This is a genomic window from Aeromonas sp. 97A (assembly GCF_051919185.1).
In the GTDB taxonomy this organism is placed as follows: domain Bacteria; phylum Pseudomonadota; class Gammaproteobacteria; order Enterobacterales; family Aeromonadaceae; genus Aeromonas; species Aeromonas veronii.
Map to the genome: position 1 here is coordinate 4,166,437 of NZ_JBQBFF010000001.1, position 18,923 is coordinate 4,185,359.

General features: G+C 60.8%; 17 protein-coding genes, 4 tRNA genes and 1 pseudogene. 13 read left to right on the forward strand and 9 right to left on the reverse strand.

What is annotated here, in order from left to right:
- Positions 1-29 precede the first annotated feature (29 nt).
- Positions 30-539 carry a 2-amino-4-hydroxy-6-hydroxymethyldihydropteridine diphosphokinase gene (gene folK, locus ACTG27_RS19075; RefSeq protein ID WP_005336107.1) on the reverse strand — a complete coding sequence of 170 codons (510 nt, stop codon included), beginning with the start codon at positions 537-539 and terminating at the stop codon, positions 30-32.
- Positions 539-910 carry a dihydroneopterin aldolase gene (folB, locus tag ACTG27_RS19080; RefSeq protein WP_042053564.1) on the reverse strand — a complete coding sequence of 124 codons (372 nt, stop codon included), beginning with the start codon at positions 908-910 and terminating at the stop codon, positions 539-541. Before folB ends, folK begins: the two co-directional genes overlap by 1 nt.
- Positions 911-1,067: 157 nt before the next feature.
- On the opposite strand from folB, the gene plsY reads away from it, so the two are divergent.
- From plsY to ACTG27_RS19110, 6 genes are all read left to right on the forward strand, one after another.
- Entirely contained in the window at positions 1,068-1,730 is a 663-nt protein-coding gene (plsY, locus tag ACTG27_RS19085) for a glycerol-3-phosphate 1-O-acyltransferase PlsY (RefSeq protein ID WP_042053596.1), read from the forward strand.
- A 47-nt stretch (positions 1,731-1,777) separates the two neighbouring features.
- Positions 1,778-1,853 (forward strand) — tRNA-Phe (locus ACTG27_RS19090).
- A 52-nt stretch (positions 1,854-1,905) separates the two neighbouring features.
- Positions 1,906-1,981, forward strand: a tRNA-Thr gene (locus ACTG27_RS19095).
- 3 nt (positions 1,982-1,984) lie between these two features.
- Positions 1,985-2,060: transfer RNA gene (locus tag ACTG27_RS19100), tRNA-Phe, on the forward strand.
- Positions 2,061-2,068: 8 nt separating this feature from the next.
- Positions 2,069-2,144, forward strand: a tRNA-Asn gene (locus tag ACTG27_RS19105).
- Positions 2,145-2,249: 105 nt separating this feature from the next.
- Positions 2,250-3,422: a CD0519/CD1768 family membrane protein gene (locus ACTG27_RS19110; protein WP_219264531.1), complete on the forward strand. Its 1,173-nt coding sequence runs from the start codon at positions 2,250-2,252 to the stop codon at positions 3,420-3,422.
- Between the two features lie 86 nt (positions 3,423-3,508).
- On the opposite strand, the gene ACTG27_RS19115 is transcribed toward ACTG27_RS19110, so the two are convergent.
- A complete protein-coding gene (locus tag ACTG27_RS19115; protein ID WP_139435018.1) occupies positions 3,509-3,841 on the reverse strand; it encodes a nucleotidyltransferase family protein in 333 nt (110 codons plus the stop codon).
- 133 nt (positions 3,842-3,974) lie between these two features.
- Between ACTG27_RS19115 and ACTG27_RS19120 the strand changes: the two genes are divergently transcribed.
- Entirely contained in the window at positions 3,975-4,490 is a 516-nt protein-coding gene (locus ACTG27_RS19120) for a ClbS/DfsB family four-helix bundle protein (RefSeq protein ID WP_139428312.1), read from the forward strand.
- 254 nt (positions 4,491-4,744) lie between these two features.
- Entirely contained in the window at positions 4,745-5,200 is a 456-nt protein-coding gene (locus tag ACTG27_RS19125) for a hypothetical protein (protein WP_139428313.1), read from the forward strand.
- 74 nt (positions 5,201-5,274) lie between these two features.
- Here the strand turns inward: ACTG27_RS19125 and argH are convergent, their stop codons facing one another.
- The 5 genes from argH to argC form a co-directional block, all read right to left on the reverse strand.
- Entirely contained in the window at positions 5,275-6,660 is a 1,386-nt protein-coding gene (argH, locus tag ACTG27_RS19130; RefSeq protein WP_236283103.1) for an argininosuccinate lyase, read from the reverse strand.
- Between the two features lie 211 nt (positions 6,661-6,871).
- Complete coding sequence (locus tag ACTG27_RS19135) at positions 6,872-8,107, reverse strand: argininosuccinate synthase (protein WP_033115910.1); 1,236 nt, start codon at positions 8,105-8,107, stop codon at positions 6,872-6,874.
- A gap of 84 nt (positions 8,108-8,191) precedes the next feature.
- Complete coding sequence (locus ACTG27_RS19140; RefSeq protein WP_180343753.1) at positions 8,192-9,103, reverse strand: ornithine carbamoyltransferase; 912 nt, start codon at positions 9,101-9,103, stop codon at positions 8,192-8,194.
- A gap of 25 nt (positions 9,104-9,128) precedes the next feature.
- A complete protein-coding gene (argB, locus tag ACTG27_RS19145; protein ID WP_101348150.1) occupies positions 9,129-9,908 on the reverse strand; it encodes an acetylglutamate kinase in 780 nt (259 codons plus the stop codon).
- A gap of 22 nt (positions 9,909-9,930) precedes the next feature.
- Positions 9,931-10,938, reverse strand: coding sequence for an N-acetyl-gamma-glutamyl-phosphate reductase (argC, locus tag ACTG27_RS19150; RefSeq protein WP_110304444.1), 1,008 nt, complete (start codon positions 10,936-10,938; stop codon positions 9,931-9,933).
- A 271-nt stretch (positions 10,939-11,209) separates the two neighbouring features.
- On the opposite strand from argC, the pseudogene argE reads away from it, so the two are divergent.
- The 5 genes and pseudogenes from argE (at position 11,210) to ACTG27_RS19175 (ending at position 17,933) form a co-directional block, all read left to right on the forward strand.
- Positions 11,210-12,356, forward strand: a pseudogene (gene argE / locus ACTG27_RS19155) (acetylornithine deacetylase).
- Positions 12,357-12,587: 231 nt separating this feature from the next.
- Entirely contained in the window at positions 12,588-15,221 is a 2,634-nt protein-coding gene (ppc, locus tag ACTG27_RS19160; protein WP_115522987.1) for a phosphoenolpyruvate carboxylase, read from the forward strand.
- Positions 15,222-15,562: 341 nt separating this feature from the next.
- Entirely contained in the window at positions 15,563-16,027 is a 465-nt protein-coding gene (gene ybaK, locus ACTG27_RS19165; RefSeq protein ID WP_323892028.1) for a Cys-tRNA(Pro) deacylase, read from the forward strand.
- 119 nt (positions 16,028-16,146) lie between these two features.
- Positions 16,147-16,938 (forward strand): substrate-binding periplasmic protein, encoded by a 792-nt coding sequence (locus ACTG27_RS19170; protein ID WP_439980196.1) that lies wholly within the window; start codon positions 16,147-16,149, stop codon positions 16,936-16,938.
- Between the two features lie 110 nt (positions 16,939-17,048).
- The gene (locus ACTG27_RS19175) at positions 17,049-17,933 is read left to right on the forward strand and encodes a hypothetical protein (RefSeq protein WP_439980197.1); all 885 of its coding nucleotides are present in this window, start codon (positions 17,049-17,051) and stop codon (positions 17,931-17,933) included.
- On the opposite strand, the gene ACTG27_RS19180 is transcribed toward ACTG27_RS19175, so the two are convergent.
- Positions 17,927-18,811 (reverse strand): LysR family transcriptional regulator, encoded by an 885-nt coding sequence (locus tag ACTG27_RS19180; protein WP_103252113.1) that lies wholly within the window; start codon positions 18,809-18,811, stop codon positions 17,927-17,929. The two genes, ACTG27_RS19175 and ACTG27_RS19180, sit on opposite strands and share 7 nt — an antisense overlap.
- Positions 18,812-18,923: the final 112 nt, after the last annotated feature.

An 18,923-nucleotide genomic window follows, 5' to 3' on the forward strand; every position in this document is an offset into this window, starting at 1 on the left:
ACAAGGGCGCCGTGAGGCGCCCTTGTTGATCAGTGATGCTGCAATTCGCACGCTTCCCAGTGAAAGGGAATGGGGCACAGCTGCTGGGAGGCCTTGTCATAGGCTTGCCACAGCTCGCCCATGGTACGGCCATCGACGGGGTGGCGCAGTTTGGGTGCCAGTTCGGCCAGCGGCCAGAGCACGAAGGCGTTGGTGAGCACTTCACCGCGCGGCAGCACCAGCGGGGTGTCACAGACCAGATCGCCATAGAGCAGCAGGTCGAGATCCAGAGTGCGCGGGGCGAACTTCTTGGCATCCGGCTCGCGGCCGTGGGCGAACTCCATGGCCCGCAGTCGCTGGCAGACGGTGGTCAGCGGCAGATCGGTCTCGGCAGCCGCCACCAGGTTGTAGAAGGGGCGGCCGTTGAAGCCGACCGCCTCGCTCTCGAATACCCGGGAGACCCGCAGCTCGCCAAATTCGGCGTGCAGGGCATCGAGCCCGGCGCGAATATGGCGATCCCGCTCGATGTTGGAGCCCAGGCTGATATAGATGGTGGTCATCAGTTGCTGCTCGCAGTTGGTGTGCGATGGCGCAGGATTTCGACGCCGACCCCGGCGGCATTGGGCACGGCGCCCGGCTTGGTGAGGGTCACCTTGACCCACTGTACCCGCTCGTCGGCGAGCACCAGCATGGCAACCTGCTCGGCCATGGTCTCGACCAGCTCAACGACTTTGCCGGTGACATGCTCGCAAATCTTGTTGGAGAGGTCGGCATAATCCAGTGCCAGATTGATGTCGTCGGTTGCTGCCGCGGGGCGGTTGTCGAACCCCATCTCGAGGTCAAAACGGAGCTTTTGGCGAATGCCCTTCTCCCACTCATATACACCTATGGTGGTCAAAACTTCGAGTCCGCGAATAAACACCTTGTCCATGACTGTACTTCTTCTTTACTCTTGATGGGCTGTGATGACAGCGCAGGGATGCTGGCCGGGCAACAGGCTTGCCGAGGCGCTCTGGGTGGGCATGGGCCCATGCCAGCGTATGTGGCCCGCATCATACCCCATTCATATCGTGGTAAAAACGACCAAGATGACGGCCCTGACGATTTTGATGATTATTCTGGCCTACCTGGGTGGTTCACTATCCAGTGCTGTGCTGGTCTCCCGCTGCACAGGTCTGCCCGACCCGCGGGATCATGGCTCCCACAATCCGGGGGCAACCAATGTGCTGCGCCTCGGTGGCCGGATGGCGGCGCTGGTGGTGCTGTTGCTCGATGTGCTCAAGGGCACTGTGCCCGTCTATCTCGCCTGGTATCTGCAGATCAAACCCGTCTACCTCGGCTTTATCGGGGTCGCCGCCTGCCTCGGCCATATGTACCCCATCTTCTTTCATTTTCGTGGTGGCAAAGGAGTCGCCACGGCACTGGGGACCATGATGCCCATCGGCTTTACCATGGGGGGCGCCGTGATTGGCACCTGGCTGCTGGTGCTGCTGGTGAGCGGCTACTCCTCGCTGGCCTCCATCATTACCGTGCTGCTGACGCCACTCTTTACCTATCTGCTCAAACCCGAATACACCCTGCCAGTCTCGCTGCTCTCCTGCCTCATCCTGATCCGCCATCACGAGAACATCTCCCGCCTGCTCAAGGGGGAGGAACCCAGAGTCTGGGGGCGAAAAGGCGCGGCCTGTGCCGAAGAAGTGGCAGAAATGGACGATGTTGCGCAAAAAAGAGACGAACGAGACAAAAAGTGAAATTTCCCGTTGACCATCCGCCTTAAAATCCGTTTAATAGCGCCCACGCCCAGATAGCTCAGTCGGTAGAGCAGGGGATTGAAAATCCCCGTGTCGGCGGTTCGATTCCGTCTCTGGGCACCAATTTTGGTGCCATGAAATAAAAAATTTGTTCATGCACAATGGTTTAAAGTGTGCCGGCTTAGCTCAGTAGGTAGAGCAACTGACTTGTAATCAGTAGGTCACCAGTTCGATTCCGGTAGCCGGCACCATTTGCCCAGATAGCTCAGTCGGTAGAGCAGGGGATTGAAAATCCCCGTGTCGGCGGTTCGATTCCGTCTCTGGGCACCAATTACAATTCCTCCTTAGTTCAGTCGGTAGAACGGCGGACTGTTAATCCGTATGTCACTGGTTCAAGTCCAGTAGGAGGAGCCAATTCAAAAAGCCCTTGTCGCAAGACAAGGGCTTTTTTCTATTTGGCGCAGCCATTTTTTAACCATAAAAACAACCACACACGCACAGATGAACCGCAGGATAGATATGGAAAATCATGTAGTTATAGAGTCAAAGGGGCGACTTGCCGTCATTCGGAACTGGATGGAACCCGTGCTGGTGCTGCTTATTCTCGGCAGCCTGTTCGGTTACCTCGGCAGCCAGATGGGCCTCTCTGCCATGGTCAACACCCTGTTCAATACCGCCCACCAGCTACTGCTCAATACCGTGCTCTTTATCATGGGGATCACGGTGCTCTCTGGTGCCCTGAGCCAGCTATTGAGCGAGTTCGGAGTGATCCGCCTGCTGGAAGTGCTGCTGGCCCCGCTGATGAAGCCGGTGTTTCGTCTGCCCGGTCGCACCGCGCTGGCGGCGCTGATGACCTTCTTCTCAGACAACCCGGCGGTGATCAGCCTCGCCAAGGACAGCCGCTTTCGCAAAGGCTTCACTCCGTGGCAACTGGTGTCGCTGACCAACTTCGGCACCGCCTTCGGCATGGGGCTGATCGTGGTCACCTTTATGGCCACCTTGCAGCTGCCGAGCGGTGAATCCACCGCCAGCGCGGCGCTGATCGGGCTGCTCGGTGCTCTGGTGGGCTCGGTGGTCTCTACCCGACTGATGCAACGGATGATCCGCCCCTTGGTGGGGGAAGTGCTGAACGATGACGCGGTATCGTCCGACGGCCGCAAGGTCGGGGTAACCAAAGAGGCGGCTCCCGGCTGGCTGCGGATCCTCAACTCTCTGCTCGATGGCGGCAAATCTGGTGTGGAGCTGGGAATGGCGGTGATCCCCGGGGTGCTGATCATTAGTACCTTCGTGATGCTGCTCACCTTCGGCCCGGGCGACAAGGGGTACACCGGCGAAGCGTTTCAGGGGGTAGCCCTGCTGCCGGTGCTGGCCGCCAAGGTGAGCTGGCTGTTTGACCTGCTGTTCGGCTTCCAGCAGCCGGAGCTGGTCGCCTTCCCAGCCACCTCCCTCGGTGCGGTCGGTGCCGCCATGTCACTGGTGCCCCCCTTTATCGCCAAGGGGTGGATCACTGGTAACGAGGTCGCGGTGTTTACCGCCATGGGGATGTGCTGGAGTGGCTTCCTGAGCACCCACACCGCCATGCTCGATGCCCTCGGCTATCGCCACCTCACCTCCCGCGCCATCGTTGCCCACACCATCGGCGGCCTGTGCGCTGGTGTGGCGGCTCACCAGCTCTATCTACTGCTGGGCTGAGTCGGGTTCAGACACGGAAACAAAAAGAGGCTCTTCGGAGCCTCTTTGCGTTTCCCCCTGCCGCGCCCTGCTCACGGGCGCACCAATCACCTGTGTGGCGTGATGCCCTGCACCTTCAACCAGAATTGCTCCTGACAGTGGTTGTGAAACAGCTTGCTGGCTGGAGTGATGGGGATGGGACTGGCGATGACCCGATAGCTGATCCAGCACTCGGCACAAAGCTGCTGCGATGGCGCTTCGTCCTGTTCGGTTTGCTGGCGGATGACGACCCCATTGGCAAACCAGCTGGTGGTTATCTGGTGCTGGATCACAGTGCCGCTCTCATCATGCTCGCTATAGTGTTCACTCTCTTGGCGTGTGAGAGTGACGGGGCTCGCCTGTCGATGAATGGCCCTGATATAACTGATTAGTTGATTCATTGCCGATCTTGCCGTGATGGTTGGCCTGCACTGGATGAGCTGCACAGGATGGAAGCGGGCTAGCGTAACGTGCTGCCGGGGTTGCGGCAATCGCCTCGGCTGCACCGCAAGCAAATCTGAAAAGGGGAGAGCAATGGGGATCCCGCAAAACAAGGCCGAGCTGCTACTCGCGATCGATACCAATTTCAGCAAGTTGTTCAAGGCGTTGCAGACCGTCCCCGAGAGCCGGGTGCGGGAGCCGAATCTGGCAGGGCACAGCAAGGGAACCACCATGAGCGTTGTCAATCTGCTGGCCTACCTTATCGGCTGGAACGAACTGCTGATCAAGTGGATCGAGCGGGATGCGGCAGGTCTGCCAGTGGATTTTCCCGAAACCGGTTTTAAGTGGAACGAGTTGGGCAGGCTGGCCCAAAAGTTCTATCGGGATTACGAGGGGCTCAGCTATCCGGCGTTGTTGCAGCGGTTGGCTGCCGCCAGAGGGCACATCATCGAACTGGTGGAGGCGCGCAGCGACCTGCAGCTGTATGGTTGCCTCTGGTATGAGAAGTGGACGTTGGGGCGGATGATCCAGTTCAATAGCGCCTCCCCCTATCTCAACGCCAACGGGCGGCTGCGCAAGTGGCTAAGAGAGTTGGCGATCAGGGTGTGAAAGGCAGGGGTCGCGGCTCGGGTGGGCGGCAAAACGCTTTGCCACCATATTGCCACTACCGCCCGTGGCGGCAGCTACTGGCCGCCTGACCCCCCTTTGCGCTCGGCCATCTCCTGCGTGCTGGCGTGGTGGGTGAACAAATAGTTCTGTCATTCAAGGGATTAGCCGGTGCGGTGCGTTTTATCGCCGTGCTGGCCCCGCTTATGCACATCTCTTGGCAACACCATCAAGGGTCGTTGTCGCGGAGAGATATCATGATCAGCAACCTGCTTCCCCTTGCCTCTATCGCCCTCAAGCTGGGCAGTCAGCTGCTCGGCAGCAGTGCCAAACCTGAGCCTGTGCAGCAAACAGTGCAGGAAGATCGCCTCGCCCCGACCGTCCAGAGTTTGTTCCAGCGACTCGGCATCAAGGATGCCGACAGCGAGCAAAATCGCGCTGCCATCAACCACTTTATGGGTGAGTTGATGCAGACTCTGGGGCAGGAGAATGGCGGCCAATCCCTCCCGGCTGCCATCGACAGCGCCCGCAACCAGTTGGCCAATGGTACCCAGAGCACCCGCCTCGATGCGCTGCAAAGCGAGCTTGATACTCTCAAGGATTCCCTCGGTGCCAGCCATCTCAACCTCGACCAGCTGCTCGGCGCCTTTAAACAGACCTTGCCCAATGGCAAGGGGGAGGGGGTAGGCAAGCTGCTAAATGCCAGCGCGTGAACGGTGGCAGGCAATAAAAAACGGCAACCGAGGTTGCCGTTTTGCTTTCTAGTTCGAATGACAAGCAGGTTGGTTTAACCCGTCCGTTTTGCCAGCCAGGTTTCGGCTGCGGTCAGGGCTGCCTCAACCTGCTCCCGGGCGACGCCGCCTTTGGCGACCCGTTTAGCGAGGGTCGCTTCCAGCTCCAGATTGGGGTAGACGTCGAACTCGATCACCGGGCTGAAGCGCTGGAACTCGCCGATGGAGAGCTCCTCCAGCGGTTTGCCCACGCTGATGGCGAAGACCACGGTTTCGCCGACGATATGGTGCGCTTCACGGAACGGAATCCCCTTGGCCACCAGATAGTCCGCCAGCTCGGTGGCGTTGGCGTAACCGCCCTGCGCGGCCGCCATGGTGCGCTCGCCATTCACTTTCAGATCGATCAGCACCAGCGCCGCCATATCGAGGCAGTCGTGCCAGGTGTCCAGTGCATCGAACAGCCCCTCCTTGTCTTCCTGCATGTCCTTGTTGTAGGCCAGTGGCAGCGCCTTGAGGCTCATCAGCATGCCCATCTGGGCGCCGACGACCCGGCCAGTCTTGCCACGAATAAGCTCCAGCGCATCGGGGTTCTTCTTCTGCGGCATCAAGGAGGAGCCGGAAGTGACCGCGTCGGAGAGCTCGACAAAGCCCGCCTCGCCGGTGTTGTAGAAGATGAGATCTTCGGCAAAGCGCGACAGGTGGGTCATGGAGAGTGACGCCACGTGCATCAGCTCCACCACGTGATCCCGATCGGAGACCGAATCCAGGCTGTTGCGGGTGGCGCCGCTAAAGCCCATGTCCAGCGCCAGCGCTTCACGGTCGATGGCGTAGGCGGTGCCCGCCAGCGCACCGCAGCCGAGCGGGCTGGTGTCGAGGCGCTTGAGCGCATCCTGCAGGCGGGAGTAATCCCGCTCCAGCATCTCCACATAGGCCAGTGCCCAGTGGGCGTAGGTGACCGGCTGGGCCCGCTGCAGGTGGGTGTAACCGGGTAGCACCGCCGCCTGATTGGCACGGGCAGAGGCGACCAGCCCCTGCTGCAGGGCGGTGATGGAGCCGAGCAGCAGCTCGCCCTGTGCCTTGCACCAGAGTTTCAGGTCGGTGGCGACCTGATCGTTGCGCGAGCGGCCGGTGTGCAGCTTCTTGCCAAGATCGCCGACGGCGGCGATGAGCTGGCTCTCGACCCAGGAGTGGATATCTTCGGCGTCCGAGCTCAGGATCTGCTGTGGATCCTGCTGCACCGAGGCGAGCAGCACCTCCATCGCCTGTTGCAACTTGCCCTGCTCATCGGCGGTCAGCACGCCCACCTTGACCAGCGCTTTGGCCCAGGCCATGGAGCCCTGAATATCCTGCTCCGCCAGCCGGTAATCGAACCGCAGCGAATCGTTGAACTGCTTGAACCGGCTATCGGCTCCCTGACTGAAGCGTCCACCCCAAAGTGCCATACTGCTCTCCTTGAATGCGTTGTCGGCGGCGCCTTGCGCCACCGAGCTTGAAATCGTGCCCTGTTTTTCTGCGAGCCTGTTATCTCACAGAAGCGGCCGGGGCGCTGCCGCTCTTGTCACACCCGCTGATGATGGGTCAGGGGCTATGCCCTCTGCCTATAGAAGAGGGGGCCATGCCCCCTCAACGGAATCAACGGGTTATCGCGCTTGCTTAGCCGTGGGTATGGTCGCCACCGATGGCCTGATGCTGCTCCTTCATGGCGCGGATCCGGCTGGCCAGGGTGTAGAGACGGATAAAGCCTTCGGCATGGCTCTGGTCATACACTTCGTCGGCCCCGAAGGTGGCGAAGTCTTCGGAGTAGAGGCTATTCGGCGACTTCTTCTGCACCGCAGTGACCTGACCCTTGTACATCTTCAGCACCACTTCACCATCCAGATCTTCGGCGATGGCGTTGGCAGAGGCGAGGATCGCCTTGCACAGCGGGGTGAACCAGCGACCGTCATAGACCAGATGCGAGAACTCGGCACCCAGCTTCTCCCGCCAGGCGCGGGTCGGGCGATCCAGTACCAGCTCTTCCACCGCGCGCAGCGCAGCGACCATCACGGTACCGCCCGGGGTTTCGTAGCAGCCGCGGGACTTCATGCCCACCATCCGGTTTTCGGTGATGTCGATGCGGCCCACGCCGTGCTTGCCGGCACGCTCGTTCAGGGTCATCAGGATCTGGTGCGGGCTGAGCGGCTGGTCGTCAACGGCCACCACTTCACCCTGCGCCACGGTCAGCTTGACGTACTCCGGCTGATCCGGAGCCTGCTCGGCGGGCACGGTCCACTGCCAGACTGCTTCGGAGGGCTCGTTCCAGGTGCTCTCCAGCTCACCACCCTCGGTGGAGATGTGCCAGGCGTTGGCGTCGCGGCTGTAGATCTTCTTCAGGGTCGCCTTGCAGGGAATGTTGCGGGTCTCCAGATAGGAGAGCAGATCTTCCCGGGAGCGCATGTCCCAGATCCGCCACGGGGCGATCACTTTCAGCTGGGGGGCCAGCGCAGCGACCGCGCCTTCGAAACGCACCTGATCGTTACCCTTGCCGGTGCAACCGTGGGAGATGGCATCAGCCCCTTCCGCCAGCGCGGCCTCGACCATCGCCTTGGCGATCACCGGACGGGCCATGGAGGTGCCCAGCAGATAGGTGCCTTCATAGACGGCGCCGGTCTTCAGGGTCGGGTAGACGTACTCTTTGACGAACTCTTCCCGCAGATCCTTGATGATGCACTTGGTGGCGCCGGAGGCGATCGCCTTCTGCTCGATCCCTTCCAGATCGTCGCGCTCCTGACCGACGTCGGCCACGAAGGCAATGATTTCGGCATCATAGTGCTCTTTCAGCCAGGGAATGATGGCCGAGGTATCCAGTCCACCCGAGTAAGCCAGTACGATCTTGTTGATTCCGCTCATGTTACTTCTCTCCGTGATGATTCGATGATGATTCAATAAAAGGGTCGTGATTCAGGTTGAGTGCCGCGTTACTTGTTGCCCTGACTATTTATGCCCAAACAGGGTCAGCAACACGGCGTTCTGGATATGCATCCGGTTTTCGGCCTCGTCCATGATGAGGGAGGCGGGGCCATCCATCACCTGCGAGGTGATCTCCAGCTCCCGGTGCGCCGGCTGGCAGTGCAGCACGTGCTGGATGCCGGTGCGGTCGAGCAGGGCCTGGTTGATCTGGTAAGGCATAAAGAGGTCTTTGACCTGCTCCATCGGGGTGTTGTCACCCATGGAGACCCAGGTATCTGTGTAGGCCACGTCGAACCCTTCGATATCTGCCACGTCATCGCTGATGTGGATGGTTGCCCCCGACTTGGCCGCCAGAGCCTGCGCCTGCAGGAAGATCTGGGTATCCGGGCCGTGGCCTTTCGGGCATATCAGGGTGACGTCGGTGCCCAGTGTCGCCCCCAGCAGCAGCAGAGAGTGGCTGACGTTGTTGCCATCACCGAGGTAGGCAAGCTTCACCTTCGACAGGTCGTCGTAGTGCTCGGCAATGGTCATAAAGTCGGCCAGCCCCTGACAGGGGTGGTAGAGGTTGCACAGGCTGTTCACCACCGGCACTGTGCCGTGCTCCGCCAGCTCGATCAGGGTCTGGTGATCGAACACCCGGGCGACGATGGCATCACACCAGCGGGACAGGTTGGCGGCGAAATCCTTCACCGACTCCCGCTTGCCCAGCGCGCCGTTTTGCTGATCCAGATAGACGCTGTGGCCGCCCAGTTTGGCGATACCGATGTCGAAAGTGACCCGGGTGCGCAGGGAGGGCTTCTCGAACAGGGTGACCACGCTCTTGCCCGCTAGCGCCTGGCTGTACTTCTTCGGGTCGGCCTTCACTGCCTTGCCCAGCGCAATCAGCGCTTCAATCTGGGCTTTGTTCAGATCACTGTCTTTCAGAAGATGTTGCATCGGATGTTCCTTGTTCCGGTGGAGATCAAATGGCCACTTGAGTGCCGACCGCGCCGCCAGCCAGCAGCTTGAGCAGCTGATCCGGGTAACGCCAGCTGGCGACACAGACCGGCTTGCCGAGGGTCTCGGCGGCGTGCAGGGCTGCTTCAACCTTGACCGCCATACCATCGCGGATCACCCCTTTCTCCATCAGATCCAGCGCGGTCAGCTTGTCGAGCTGGGGCACCAGCTTGCCCTTGCCATCGAGGATGCCGCTCACATCGGAGAGCATCACCAGATCGGCACCGAGCGCCTCGGCAATGGCGGTGGCCGCCTGATCCGCGTTGACGTTCATCAGTTGCCCGTCGGCTGTGATGCCGATGGAGCTCACTACCGGCAGGAAGCCCTGACCGAGGATGCCCGCCACCAGTGCCGGATTGCCCGGCTTGCACTCGCCGACGGCGCCGAGATCCGGGTCGAGCTGGGTCACCTGACAGAGGCCGCCATCTGCCAGACAGAGCCCCACCGCCGGAATGCCGGTGGCGATCGCCTTGGCCATCATCTGCTTGTTGGCGGTCCCCGCCAGCGCCCCGGCAATAAAGGGGATCTGCTCGAACGGGGTCACCCGCAGGCCATTCTTCTTGGTGGAGGTGAGACCCAGCCCCTTGAGCAGGTCATCCACCAGACAGCCACCGCCGTGTACCAGCACCAGCGGACGGTGCTGATCGTCGAGAAAGGTTTTGAGGGTGGCGAACAGGGCGGTCAGCGCCTCGTCGTTCTCGATAAGGGCGCCGCCCAGCTTGATTACCAACGTCTGTTTGTCCATGTTCGAGATCCTTCCTAAGTCCTTAAATCAGGCCGGTGGCCGGTTCAAAACCAAATTTGATATTTATGCACTGCATGGCTTGCGAGGCGGCGCCCTTGAGCAGGTTGTCGATGGCGGAGACCACCACCAGCATGTTGCCCTGCTGTTGCCATGCAATGTCGCAGTAAGGGGTGTTTGCCACACCGCGAATAGAGGGCATCTGGCCGGTGAGGCGCACCAGCGGCTTGCCTTCATAAGCCTTGAGGAAGGCCTGATCCACCTGGGTGGGGGTGACGCCATCCGCCAGCTGCACATAGATGGTGGCCAGAATGCCGCGCACATAGTTGCCAAGGTGGGGCTGGAACAGCACCTCTTTACCGAGGTGATGGCTGATCTCCGGCTGGTGTCTGTGATTGAAGGTGCCGTAAGGGTTGAGGCTCACTTCGCAGAAGCTGGTGTTGATGGCCGCCTTGCGACCGGCGCCGGAAACCCCGGAGACGGCGTTGATGATGGGCTGCCACCCCTTGGCAATCAGACCATCCTGCTGCAGCGGCTTGAGAGCGCACAGCGATGCGGTCGGGTAGCAACCCGGCACCGCAATCAGCTGGGCGGTAGCGATGGCATCGGCATTCCACTCCGCCAGGCCATAGACGGCCTGATCCAGCCACTGCTCGCTGTCGTGGGTGAAGCCGTAGAAGCTGTCGTAGAAGCCCTGATCCTTGACCCGGAAGGCGCCGGAGAGATCGAATACCGGCAGCCCCTTGGCAAGAAACTTGGGCGCCAGCTCGGCGCTCACCTCGTGGGCGGTGGCCAGCAGCACCAGATCGGCCTGGGTCAGGATCCGGGTCATGCCGTCGTCGTCCAGCGGTAGCAGCGGTTGATCGAGGGCTCCGACCCACTGGGGATGCAGGGAAGAGAAGCGCTTGTGGGCATCCTGACTGCCGGCGGAGACATAGAGGCCGAACAGCTTGAGTTGTGGATGGTTCTGTACCAGTGCGGCCAGTTCGGCTCCCGCGTAGCCACTGGCACCGACGATAACGGTGTTAAGCATGTTGAATATTCCAAGTCAGGGTTCGAGATTCACAGCATGACGCTGCAGTGCACAAGGGTGTTCGATCGCCCCTTTGCACAAGTGCGGAGGGGCAATTCAGGCGGGTGTGTGTCGTCGGTTATAGATCAGGTGACAGAACATTAACTTTCCCTTACAACTAGAAGCCTTTGTTGATGAGCCAGATATTCAGGTAAAATTACAGAATATTCATGCACTCACTTTGCATTTGTATTTTCTAACAGAAACATTCCGGGGACGCAAGGAGGAGCTGATGGCCAATCTGGATTTTTTTTCACTTTATAAGAATATTATTGCGATTCCCTCTATCAGCAGCACGGATCCCAAGTGGGATCAGAGCAACGAGGCGGTGATCCGGCTGCTGGCTGGCTGGTTCGGTCAGCTCGGTTTTCAGTGCGAGGTAACGGCGCTCCCCGACCTGCCGGGCAAGTTCAATCTGGTGGCGACGATTGGTCAGGGGGAGGGCGGTGGTGCTGCTGGCAGGCCACACCGATACGGTGCCGTTTGATGAAGGAGGGTGGAGCAAGGATCCCTTCAAGGTGACCGAAGAGGGCAACCGTCTCTATGGTCTCGGTACCATCGATATGAAGGGCTTCTTCGCCTTCATAGTGGAAGCGCTCAAAGAAATCGATCTCACCAAGCTGACCAAGCCTCTTCGCATTCTCGCTACCGCCGATGAAGAGACCACCATGGCGGGCGCCCGCGCCATCGCCGCGGCGGCGGAGCTTAAACCCGACTACGCCGTGATTGGCGAGCCGACCGGGCTGGTGCCTGTGGTGGCCCACAAGGGACATATGTCGGAGGCGATCCGTATTACCGGCAAGAGCGGTCACAGCTCGGATCCCGCCAACGGCGTCAACGCCATGGAGATCATGCACAAGGCGATGGGGCAGGTGCTGCGCTTGCAGCAGGATCTGAAAGATCGCTACGCCGACCACCGCTTTGCCGTGCCACAGCCGACCCTGAACCTGGGTTACATTCAGGGCGGGGACAGCCCGAACCGTATCTGCGGCTGCTGCGAGCTGCATATCGACCTGCGACCCACGCCGCAGGTGGGGCCGGATGAGTTGATGGGGATGCTCAAAGAAGCGCTGTCGCCCATCGAGATCCACCAGCCGGGCTGCCTGCATCTGCAACATCTGCATGAACCCATTCCTGCCTACGCCTGCGCCGACGACTCTGTGCTGGTGCGCGAAGCGGAGAAGGCGAGCGGCCGCGCCGCCGAGTCGGTCAACTACTGCACCGAGGCGCCGTTTATCCAGCAGCTTGGCTGCGAGACCATCGTCATGGGGCCCGGCCATATCACCCAGGCGCACCAGCCGGATGAGTATCTGGACCTCTCCTTCGTCAAGCCGACCACCGCAGTGTTGCAGCACCTGATCAGACGTTTTTGCCTGTAGCGGCGGCGGTGAAAGGGGCGTAAAAACTGTAAGTAAGTTACATAACAAGCCGGTTGTGGAGTGGTGATGGAAATACATGTTCTGAATCGGCCTGTTATTTGACCTTGCGCAGACAATCTGGGTAGATTGTCACCCTAAGATGACGGAGCATATGTTGTAATCGCACAACAATAAGTGAGGTCGTCTAGCACCCCGGATGGGTGTCAGGCACCAACAAGATAAGGATGTGGAATGAACGAAAAGTACGCCGCACTACGCGCCAACGTAGGTATGCTGGGTCAGCTGCTGGGTAAATCCATCAAGGATCATCAGGGTCAGGCCTTTCTCGACAAGATCGAAACCATTCGCCAATTGGCCAAGTCCTCCCGCAAGGGCAATGAATCAGACCGGGAACGTCTGCTCGATACCCTGCGCACCCTGAGCGATGATGAACTGCTGCCGGTGGCCCGCGCCTTCAGCCAGTTCCTCAATCTGGCCAACGTGGCGGAACAGTTCCACACCATCTCCCGTCGCTGTGAAGAGCAGGTCTGCACCCCGGACCCGCTGGAGCAGATGTTCGACAAGCTGAAAGCGTCCAACCTGTCGCAAGAGGCCATCATTCAGGCCGTGCGCGAGCTGGATATCGATCTGGTGCTGACCGCTCACCCGACCGAGGTGACTCGTCGCACTCTGATCCACAAGCACGTACAGCTCAACGACTGCCTCGAGGCGCTGGAGCTCTCCGACCTGCTGCCCCGCGAGCGGGACAAGATCCTCAATCGCATCGAACAGCTGATCAATCAGGCGTGGCACACCAACGAGATCCGCGAACAGCGCCCGACTCCGGTCGACGAGGCCAAGTGGGGCTTTGCGGTGGTGGAGAACAGCCTGTGGCCCGCCATTCCCGAATTCATGCGCAATCTGGACGAGCGTCTGCAACACCATCTGGGTGTGCGGCTGCCGCTGGATGCCGCGCCGGTCAAGTTCACCTCCTGGATGGGCGGTGACCGCGATGGCAACCCCTTCGTCACCGCCAAGGTGACTGCCGAAGTGCTGGAGCTGGGCCGCTGGATGGCGGTGAGCCTCTTCTACAAAGACATCAAGGAGCTCACCTCCGAGCTCTCCATGTCCGACTGTACCGACGCCGTGCGCGCTCGCGTTGGCGATCACCCCGAGCCCTACCGCGCGCTGGTGCGCGAGCTGCGTGAAGCGCTGCGCGAAACCAAGGAGCACCTCACCGCCAAGGTGCAGGGCCAGGCGAGTGAGAGCCAGGATCTGGTCAAGACCACCGCCCAGCTGCGCGAGCCGCTGGAGCTCTGCTACCACTCATTGCACGCCTGCGGCATGGGCAACATCGCCGATGGCATGCTGCTGGACGTGTTGCGCAAGGTCGCCTGTTTCGGCATCCATCTGGTCAAGCTGGATATCCGTCAGGATGGTGAGCGTCACGGGCTGGTTTTCTCCGAGCTGACCCGCTATCTGGGTTTGGGTGACTACGCCGAGTGGAGTGAAGATGACAAGCAGGCCTTCTTGCTCAACGAACTGAACTCCCGTCGCCCGCTCATTCCCCACGACTGGGAGCCGAGCGCCGAGGTGCGCGAGACGCTGGATACCTGTCAGGTTATCGCCGAGCACGACCCCGATGCGTTCGGTATCTACATCATCTCCATGGCCGGTGCGCCGTCCGATGTGCTGTCGGTGCAACTGCTGCTCAAAGAGGCGGGCTGCAAGTTCCGCATGCCGGTCGCCCCGCTGTTTGAAACCCAGGATGACCTGATGGCAGGCACCGCCGTGATGGAGCGCCTGCTCTCGGTGGACTGGTATCGCGGCTACATTCAGGGCCGTCAGTACGTGATGATCGGTTACTCCGACTCCGCCAAGGATGCGGGCATGATGGCCGCAGGCTGGGCCCAGTACGCTGCCATGGAATCCCTGGTGGGGCTGGCCGAAGCCAACAACATCCGACTCACCCTGTTCCATGGCCGTGGCGGTACCGTCGGTCGTGGTGGTGCGCCAGCCCATCAGGCCATCCTCTCCCAGCCGCCGGGATCCCTGCGCGGCGGTCTGCGTACCACCGAACAGGGGGAGATGATCCGCTTCAAGTTCGGTCTGCCGAAAGTGGCGATCAAGAGTCTGGAGCTCTACACCAGCGCCGTGCTGGAAGGGAACCTGCTGCCGCCACCCAAGCCGAAAGAGTGCTGGCGCGAGGTGATGGAACAGCTGGCCGCCGACTCCTGCGATCACTACCGCAGTATCGTGCGCGGTCATCCGGACTTCGTCCCTTACTTCCGTGCCGCTACCCCGGAGATGGAGCTCGGCAAGCTGCCGCTCGGCTCCCGTCCCTCCAAGCGCAAGCCTAACGGCGGCGTCGAGAGCCTGCGCGCCATTCCGTGGATCTTCGCCTGGACCCAGAACCGCCTGATGCTGCCGGCCTGGCTCGGTGCCCACAAGGCGCTGCAACAGGCCATCGACGGCGGCAAGCTGGCGGTGCTGGAAGAGATGAGCGCCCAGTGGCCCTTCTTCCGCACTCGCCTCGAGATGCTGGAGATGGTGTTCCTCAAGGCGGACGTCTGGCTCGCCGAGTACTACGACACCCGTCTGGTGCCGCAGGAGCTGTGGGGCCTTGGCAAACAGCTGCGTCAGGAGCTCGCCGAATCTATTGAAGTGGTGCTGAAACTGAGCCCGCGCGGGGATCTGCTGGAGGATCAGCCCTGGATCAAGGAGTCCATCAAGCTGCGCAACCCCTACACAGACCCGCTCAACGTGCTGCAGGCCGAGCTGCTCAACCGCTCCCGCAACCACCCGGAGACCCTGCACCCCGAGCTGGACAAGGCGCTGATGGTCACCATCGCCGGTATTGCCGCAGGGATGCGCAACACCGGTTGATAGCCAGCTCAATCCAGCAGGCTTCAGCAATATCCATCAAGCCAAAGGGCGCCGACAAGGCGCCCTTTGTTTTTTGTTGTCCGGCAGAATTGGGCTCGATGGGAACCCCCATGTTTTGGGCTGTATTTCGTAGGGTGTAATAAGCACAGCGCATTGCACCGCTCGACAATGTGTTTTGCCCGGACTCGTCCTGCGTTTGATATGGCAAGCGGTGCAATTCACTTCGTTCATTGCACCCTACGGATGACGAGCGCAGATTGACCCTCCGGCTTGCATCCCTCGCCACGCAGGCGCAGACTGTTTGGCCTTGTTTTTATGCGATTCGATTCAAGGCAACCATCATGACTCCTGCCATCAACCTGCTGAAGAAGCTCAAAATCCCCCACAAGCTCTACCCCTACGAGTGCGAAGCCCACGACGATTTCGGCAAGTATGCCGCGACCCAGCTCGGGTTGCCGGAGGCGCAGGTGTTCAAGACCCTGGTCGCCCATCACGACAAGCAGGCGGTGGTGGCCATCGTTCCCTCATCCGGCATGTGCAGTCTGAAACAGCTGGCCAAGGCGACCGGCCTCAAGAAGGTGGAGATGATGAAACCGGCGGAAGCGGAGAAGCTGACCGGTTACAAGGTGGGCGGCATTAGCCCGCTGGCGCAGAAGAAACTGCTGCCCACCGTACTCGACGAGTCGGCGCTGCAGTTTGACGAGATCCTGGTGAGCGGCGGCAAGCGCGGTCTCTCGGTAGGGGTGGCGCCGCAGGATATGCTGACGCTGATGAAGTGGATCGCCGCTCCCATCGGCGAAGAGTAGTGCCGGGCACGTTGTGAACCTGCCCTCCGGGTCTGTGGTGGCCCGGATGTATCCTTGTTGGCTCACTCCTGTTGGCTGATATAGTGGAGATGGAATAATTGCCGCCAAGGATATGGCCCATGCGCGCATCTGCCCGCTATCTGCTCTTTATTGCGTTGCTGCTGCCCGCCACCGGCAGTGCGGCCCCTGCCTTTACGCTGCGTACCTGCTTTGAAAACAGTGATTCCTACCCCTGGCTGCTGCAATCGGGGGAGGGGGTTGTGCAGTATCACCTCAAGGCGGTTGCTACCGCTCTTGATGCCGAGATCGTGCTGACGCCGCTACCGTGGAAGCGCTGCCTCTCTCGGGTGAGCAGTGGCCAGATGGATGCGGCCATCAAGATGAGCTATAGCGTCGAGCGGGCGACCACAGTGGGGGTCTATCCCATGCGTGAGGGCAAACCCGACCCTGCCAAGCGGCTGCTGACCGAGAGTTACAGTCTTTACCAGCTCAAGGGGGGTAAGAGCCAGTGGGATGGCACCACCCTCAGGGTCAATGGCGTGGTTGCGGCCCAGTCAGGATTTTCCATCGTCGACTTGTTGCAGGCTGCGGGAGCCGAGGTGGATGACTCCAGCCGTGACCCGCTGATCATTTTGAAAAAGCTGGTGATGGATCGGGCGCAGGCGACCGCCATACAGACCGAGGTGGCTGACAGTATTCTGGCGGCCCATCCCGCGTTGCAGACTCGCATCGAGCGGCTGTCGCCGGTGCTGGTGGAGAAGCCCTACTATCTGGTCTTCTCTCACCGCTTCTATCAGGCCCATCCCCGACAAAGCCGGCAGGTGTGGGATGCTATCGAGCAGGTGCGCGACTCTGCTGCCTATCAGCGTTATGCCACAGCGCTCAGAAGAACGCCTCCGGTGGGGGAGTAGGCTGATGGATGCGACTGGCCGAAAAGGGGAGGAGAGCGTGGGGGGGGCAGGGCCGAGCGCCCACGCTCAGGGCTACACTGAAAGTACCCCCTTCAGCCAAGGCGCGGTTTATGTCACCCCTGCATCTGCTGGCCACCGCTCTGCTCTGCATGTTGTCGCTGACCGGACAGGCGGCCACCCGGTTTACCTTCATCAGCCCGGAGAGCGAGCGGGATCCGCGTACCACTTATGATCGGGAGCTGCTGCGGCTCGCCCTCGACAAGACCCGCGACCAGTTTGGTGACTATCTGCTGGAGCCTGCGCCGCCCATGACCAAGGCGCGCGAGCGGCTCAGCATGCAGCTCGACAGCTATCCCAACCTCTTTGTGATGGACAGCTACAGCAGCACCCGCGAGGATCTGGGGCTCGCCTATGTCCGTTTTCCCATCCATCTGGGGATCGTCAGCTACCGCATCTGTTTTGTCAGCCCGCAGCAAAAGGTGGCGGTAAGCAAAGTGACCGACCTCAAGGGGCTGCGGCAGTTTACCTTCGGTCAGGGCAAGGGGTGGCTGGATGTGGATATCCTGCGTTACGCCGGGATGGAGGTGGTGGAAGTGGAGGGGTACGAAAAGCTGTTCAAGATGGTGGCGCGGGGCCGCTTCGATCTCTTCTGCCGCGGGGTGAGCGAGCTGCGCAGCGAGCAGCTTACCCACAAGGATATGACGGATCTGCTGGTGGATGACGCCTTGTTGATCTACTACCCGCTGCCCCGGGTTTTCTACACCAATCCCAACAATCGCGAGGCACTGCAGCGGGTCGAGCGGGGGTTGCAGCTGGCGTGGCAGGATGGCTCGCTACAGGCTCTGTGGCGCAAGAGCTTTGGCCCGGCCATCGCTTTTGCCAAGCTCTCCCAGCGCCGACTGCTGCGACTGGATAACCCCTTCCTCGACGGGATCAGCTTCGATTACCGCCCCTACTTCTACAATCCGCAGACCGATCGCTTCGGCGATTACTGAGGTGCCTGCCGCTGGCGGCAGAGGGCCAGCCAGGCCTCGGCGGTGCGCGACAGATAGCGCTCGCTCGGCCAGATCACCCCGAGTCGCCAGCTCAATTCGGGCTCCAGTGGCCGCAGCACCAGACCATCCGGGGTCAGCCGGTGGCAGACCGGCTCCGGCAAGAAGGCGACCCCCATGCCGCTGCGTACCATGGCGGTGAGAAAATCCCACTGGCTGCTGCGCGCCGCCACCTGAGGCACAAAGCCCGCTTCCTGACACGCCTGCTCCAGCCGCTCGCTCAGGGTAAACGCCTGGGTATAAAGCAGGAAGGGCTCCTCCTGCAGGGACTCCAGCCGCAGCGGTGCCTCGCCATGCCAGCGGGGTTGATCAGGCAGCACCACCCGGATCGGGTATTGATCCAGCTCCAGCGCGCTGAGGGCGCCCCCCTCTTTGGTCGGCAGCATGGTGATGGCGAGATCCAGCTCCCCCTCCAGCACCGCCTGTTCGATGCGGCGACCGCCGTACTCCACCAGGGTCAGCTCCACCTTGGGGTAGCGGGTGCGGTAGGCGCGGATCAGATCTGCATAGACGTGACCCACCATGGGGGGAATGCCGAGGGTGAGGCGACCATGTTGCAGGCTCTGCAGATCCGCCAGTTCGGCCTCCAGCTGCTGCATCTCCGCCAAGATGGTCTGGGCACGGTTGAACAGCACCTGGCCGCTGTCGGTCAGGGTGAAGCGGCGCCCTTCCCGGTTGAGCAGGGGCTGGCCCAGCTCCTCTTCGATATTGCGGATCATCTTGCTGATGGTGGGCTGGGTGACGAACAGCTTTTCAGAGGCGCGGGTGAAGCTTTTTTCCCGCACCAGTTCGACAAAATAGCGCAAGGCTCGAATATCCATGGACTCTCTCGACTCGTGTTGGCGGGTACGGGATGAAGTATGCCTATGCGGCATGAATTCGATAATTTTAATTCATTTCTGGCAGGTTTTGCTCAACTCTATACTGTGAGCC

Coding starts and splice junctions, on each gene's coding strand:
- folK (WP_005336107.1), bottom strand. CDS start 539: ATGACCACCATCTATATCAGCCTGGGCTCCAACATCGAGCGGGATCGC.
- folB (WP_042053564.1), bottom strand. CDS start 910: ATGGACAAGGTGTTTATTCGCGGACTCGAAGTTTTGACCACCATAGGT.
- plsY (WP_042053596.1), top strand. CDS start 1,068: ATGACGGCCCTGACGATTTTGATGATTATTCTGGCCTACCTGGGTGGT.
- ACTG27_RS19110 (WP_219264531.1), top strand. CDS start 2,250: ATGGAAAATCATGTAGTTATAGAGTCAAAGGGGCGACTTGCCGTCATT.
- ACTG27_RS19115 (WP_139435018.1), bottom strand. CDS start 3,841: ATGAATCAACTAATCAGTTATATCAGGGCCATTCATCGACAGGCGAGC.
- ACTG27_RS19120 (WP_139428312.1), top strand. CDS start 3,975: ATGGGGATCCCGCAAAACAAGGCCGAGCTGCTACTCGCGATCGATACC.
- ACTG27_RS19125 (WP_139428313.1), top strand. CDS start 4,745: ATGATCAGCAACCTGCTTCCCCTTGCCTCTATCGCCCTCAAGCTGGGC.
- argH (WP_236283103.1), bottom strand. CDS start 6,660: ATGGCACTTTGGGGTGGACGCTTCAGTCAGGGAGCCGATAGCCGGTTC.
- ACTG27_RS19135 (WP_033115910.1), bottom strand. CDS start 8,107: ATGAGCGGAATCAACAAGATCGTACTGGCTTACTCGGGTGGACTGGAT.
- ACTG27_RS19140 (WP_180343753.1), bottom strand. CDS start 9,103: ATGCAACATCTTCTGAAAGACAGTGATCTGAACAAAGCCCAGATTGAA.
- argB (WP_101348150.1), bottom strand. CDS start 9,908: ATGGACAAACAGACGTTGGTAATCAAGCTGGGCGGCGCCCTTATCGAG.
- argC (WP_110304444.1), bottom strand. CDS start 10,938: ATGCTTAACACCGTTATCGTCGGTGCCAGTGGCTACGCGGGAGCCGAA.
- ppc (WP_115522987.1), top strand. CDS start 12,588: ATGAACGAAAAGTACGCCGCACTACGCGCCAACGTAGGTATGCTGGGT.
- ybaK (WP_323892028.1), top strand. CDS start 15,563: ATGACTCCTGCCATCAACCTGCTGAAGAAGCTCAAAATCCCCCACAAG.
- ACTG27_RS19170 (WP_439980196.1), top strand. CDS start 16,147: ATGCGCGCATCTGCCCGCTATCTGCTCTTTATTGCGTTGCTGCTGCCC.
- ACTG27_RS19175 (WP_439980197.1), top strand. CDS start 17,049: ATGTCACCCCTGCATCTGCTGGCCACCGCTCTGCTCTGCATGTTGTCG.
- ACTG27_RS19180 (WP_103252113.1), bottom strand. CDS start 18,811: ATGGATATTCGAGCCTTGCGCTATTTTGTCGAACTGGTGCGGGAAAAA.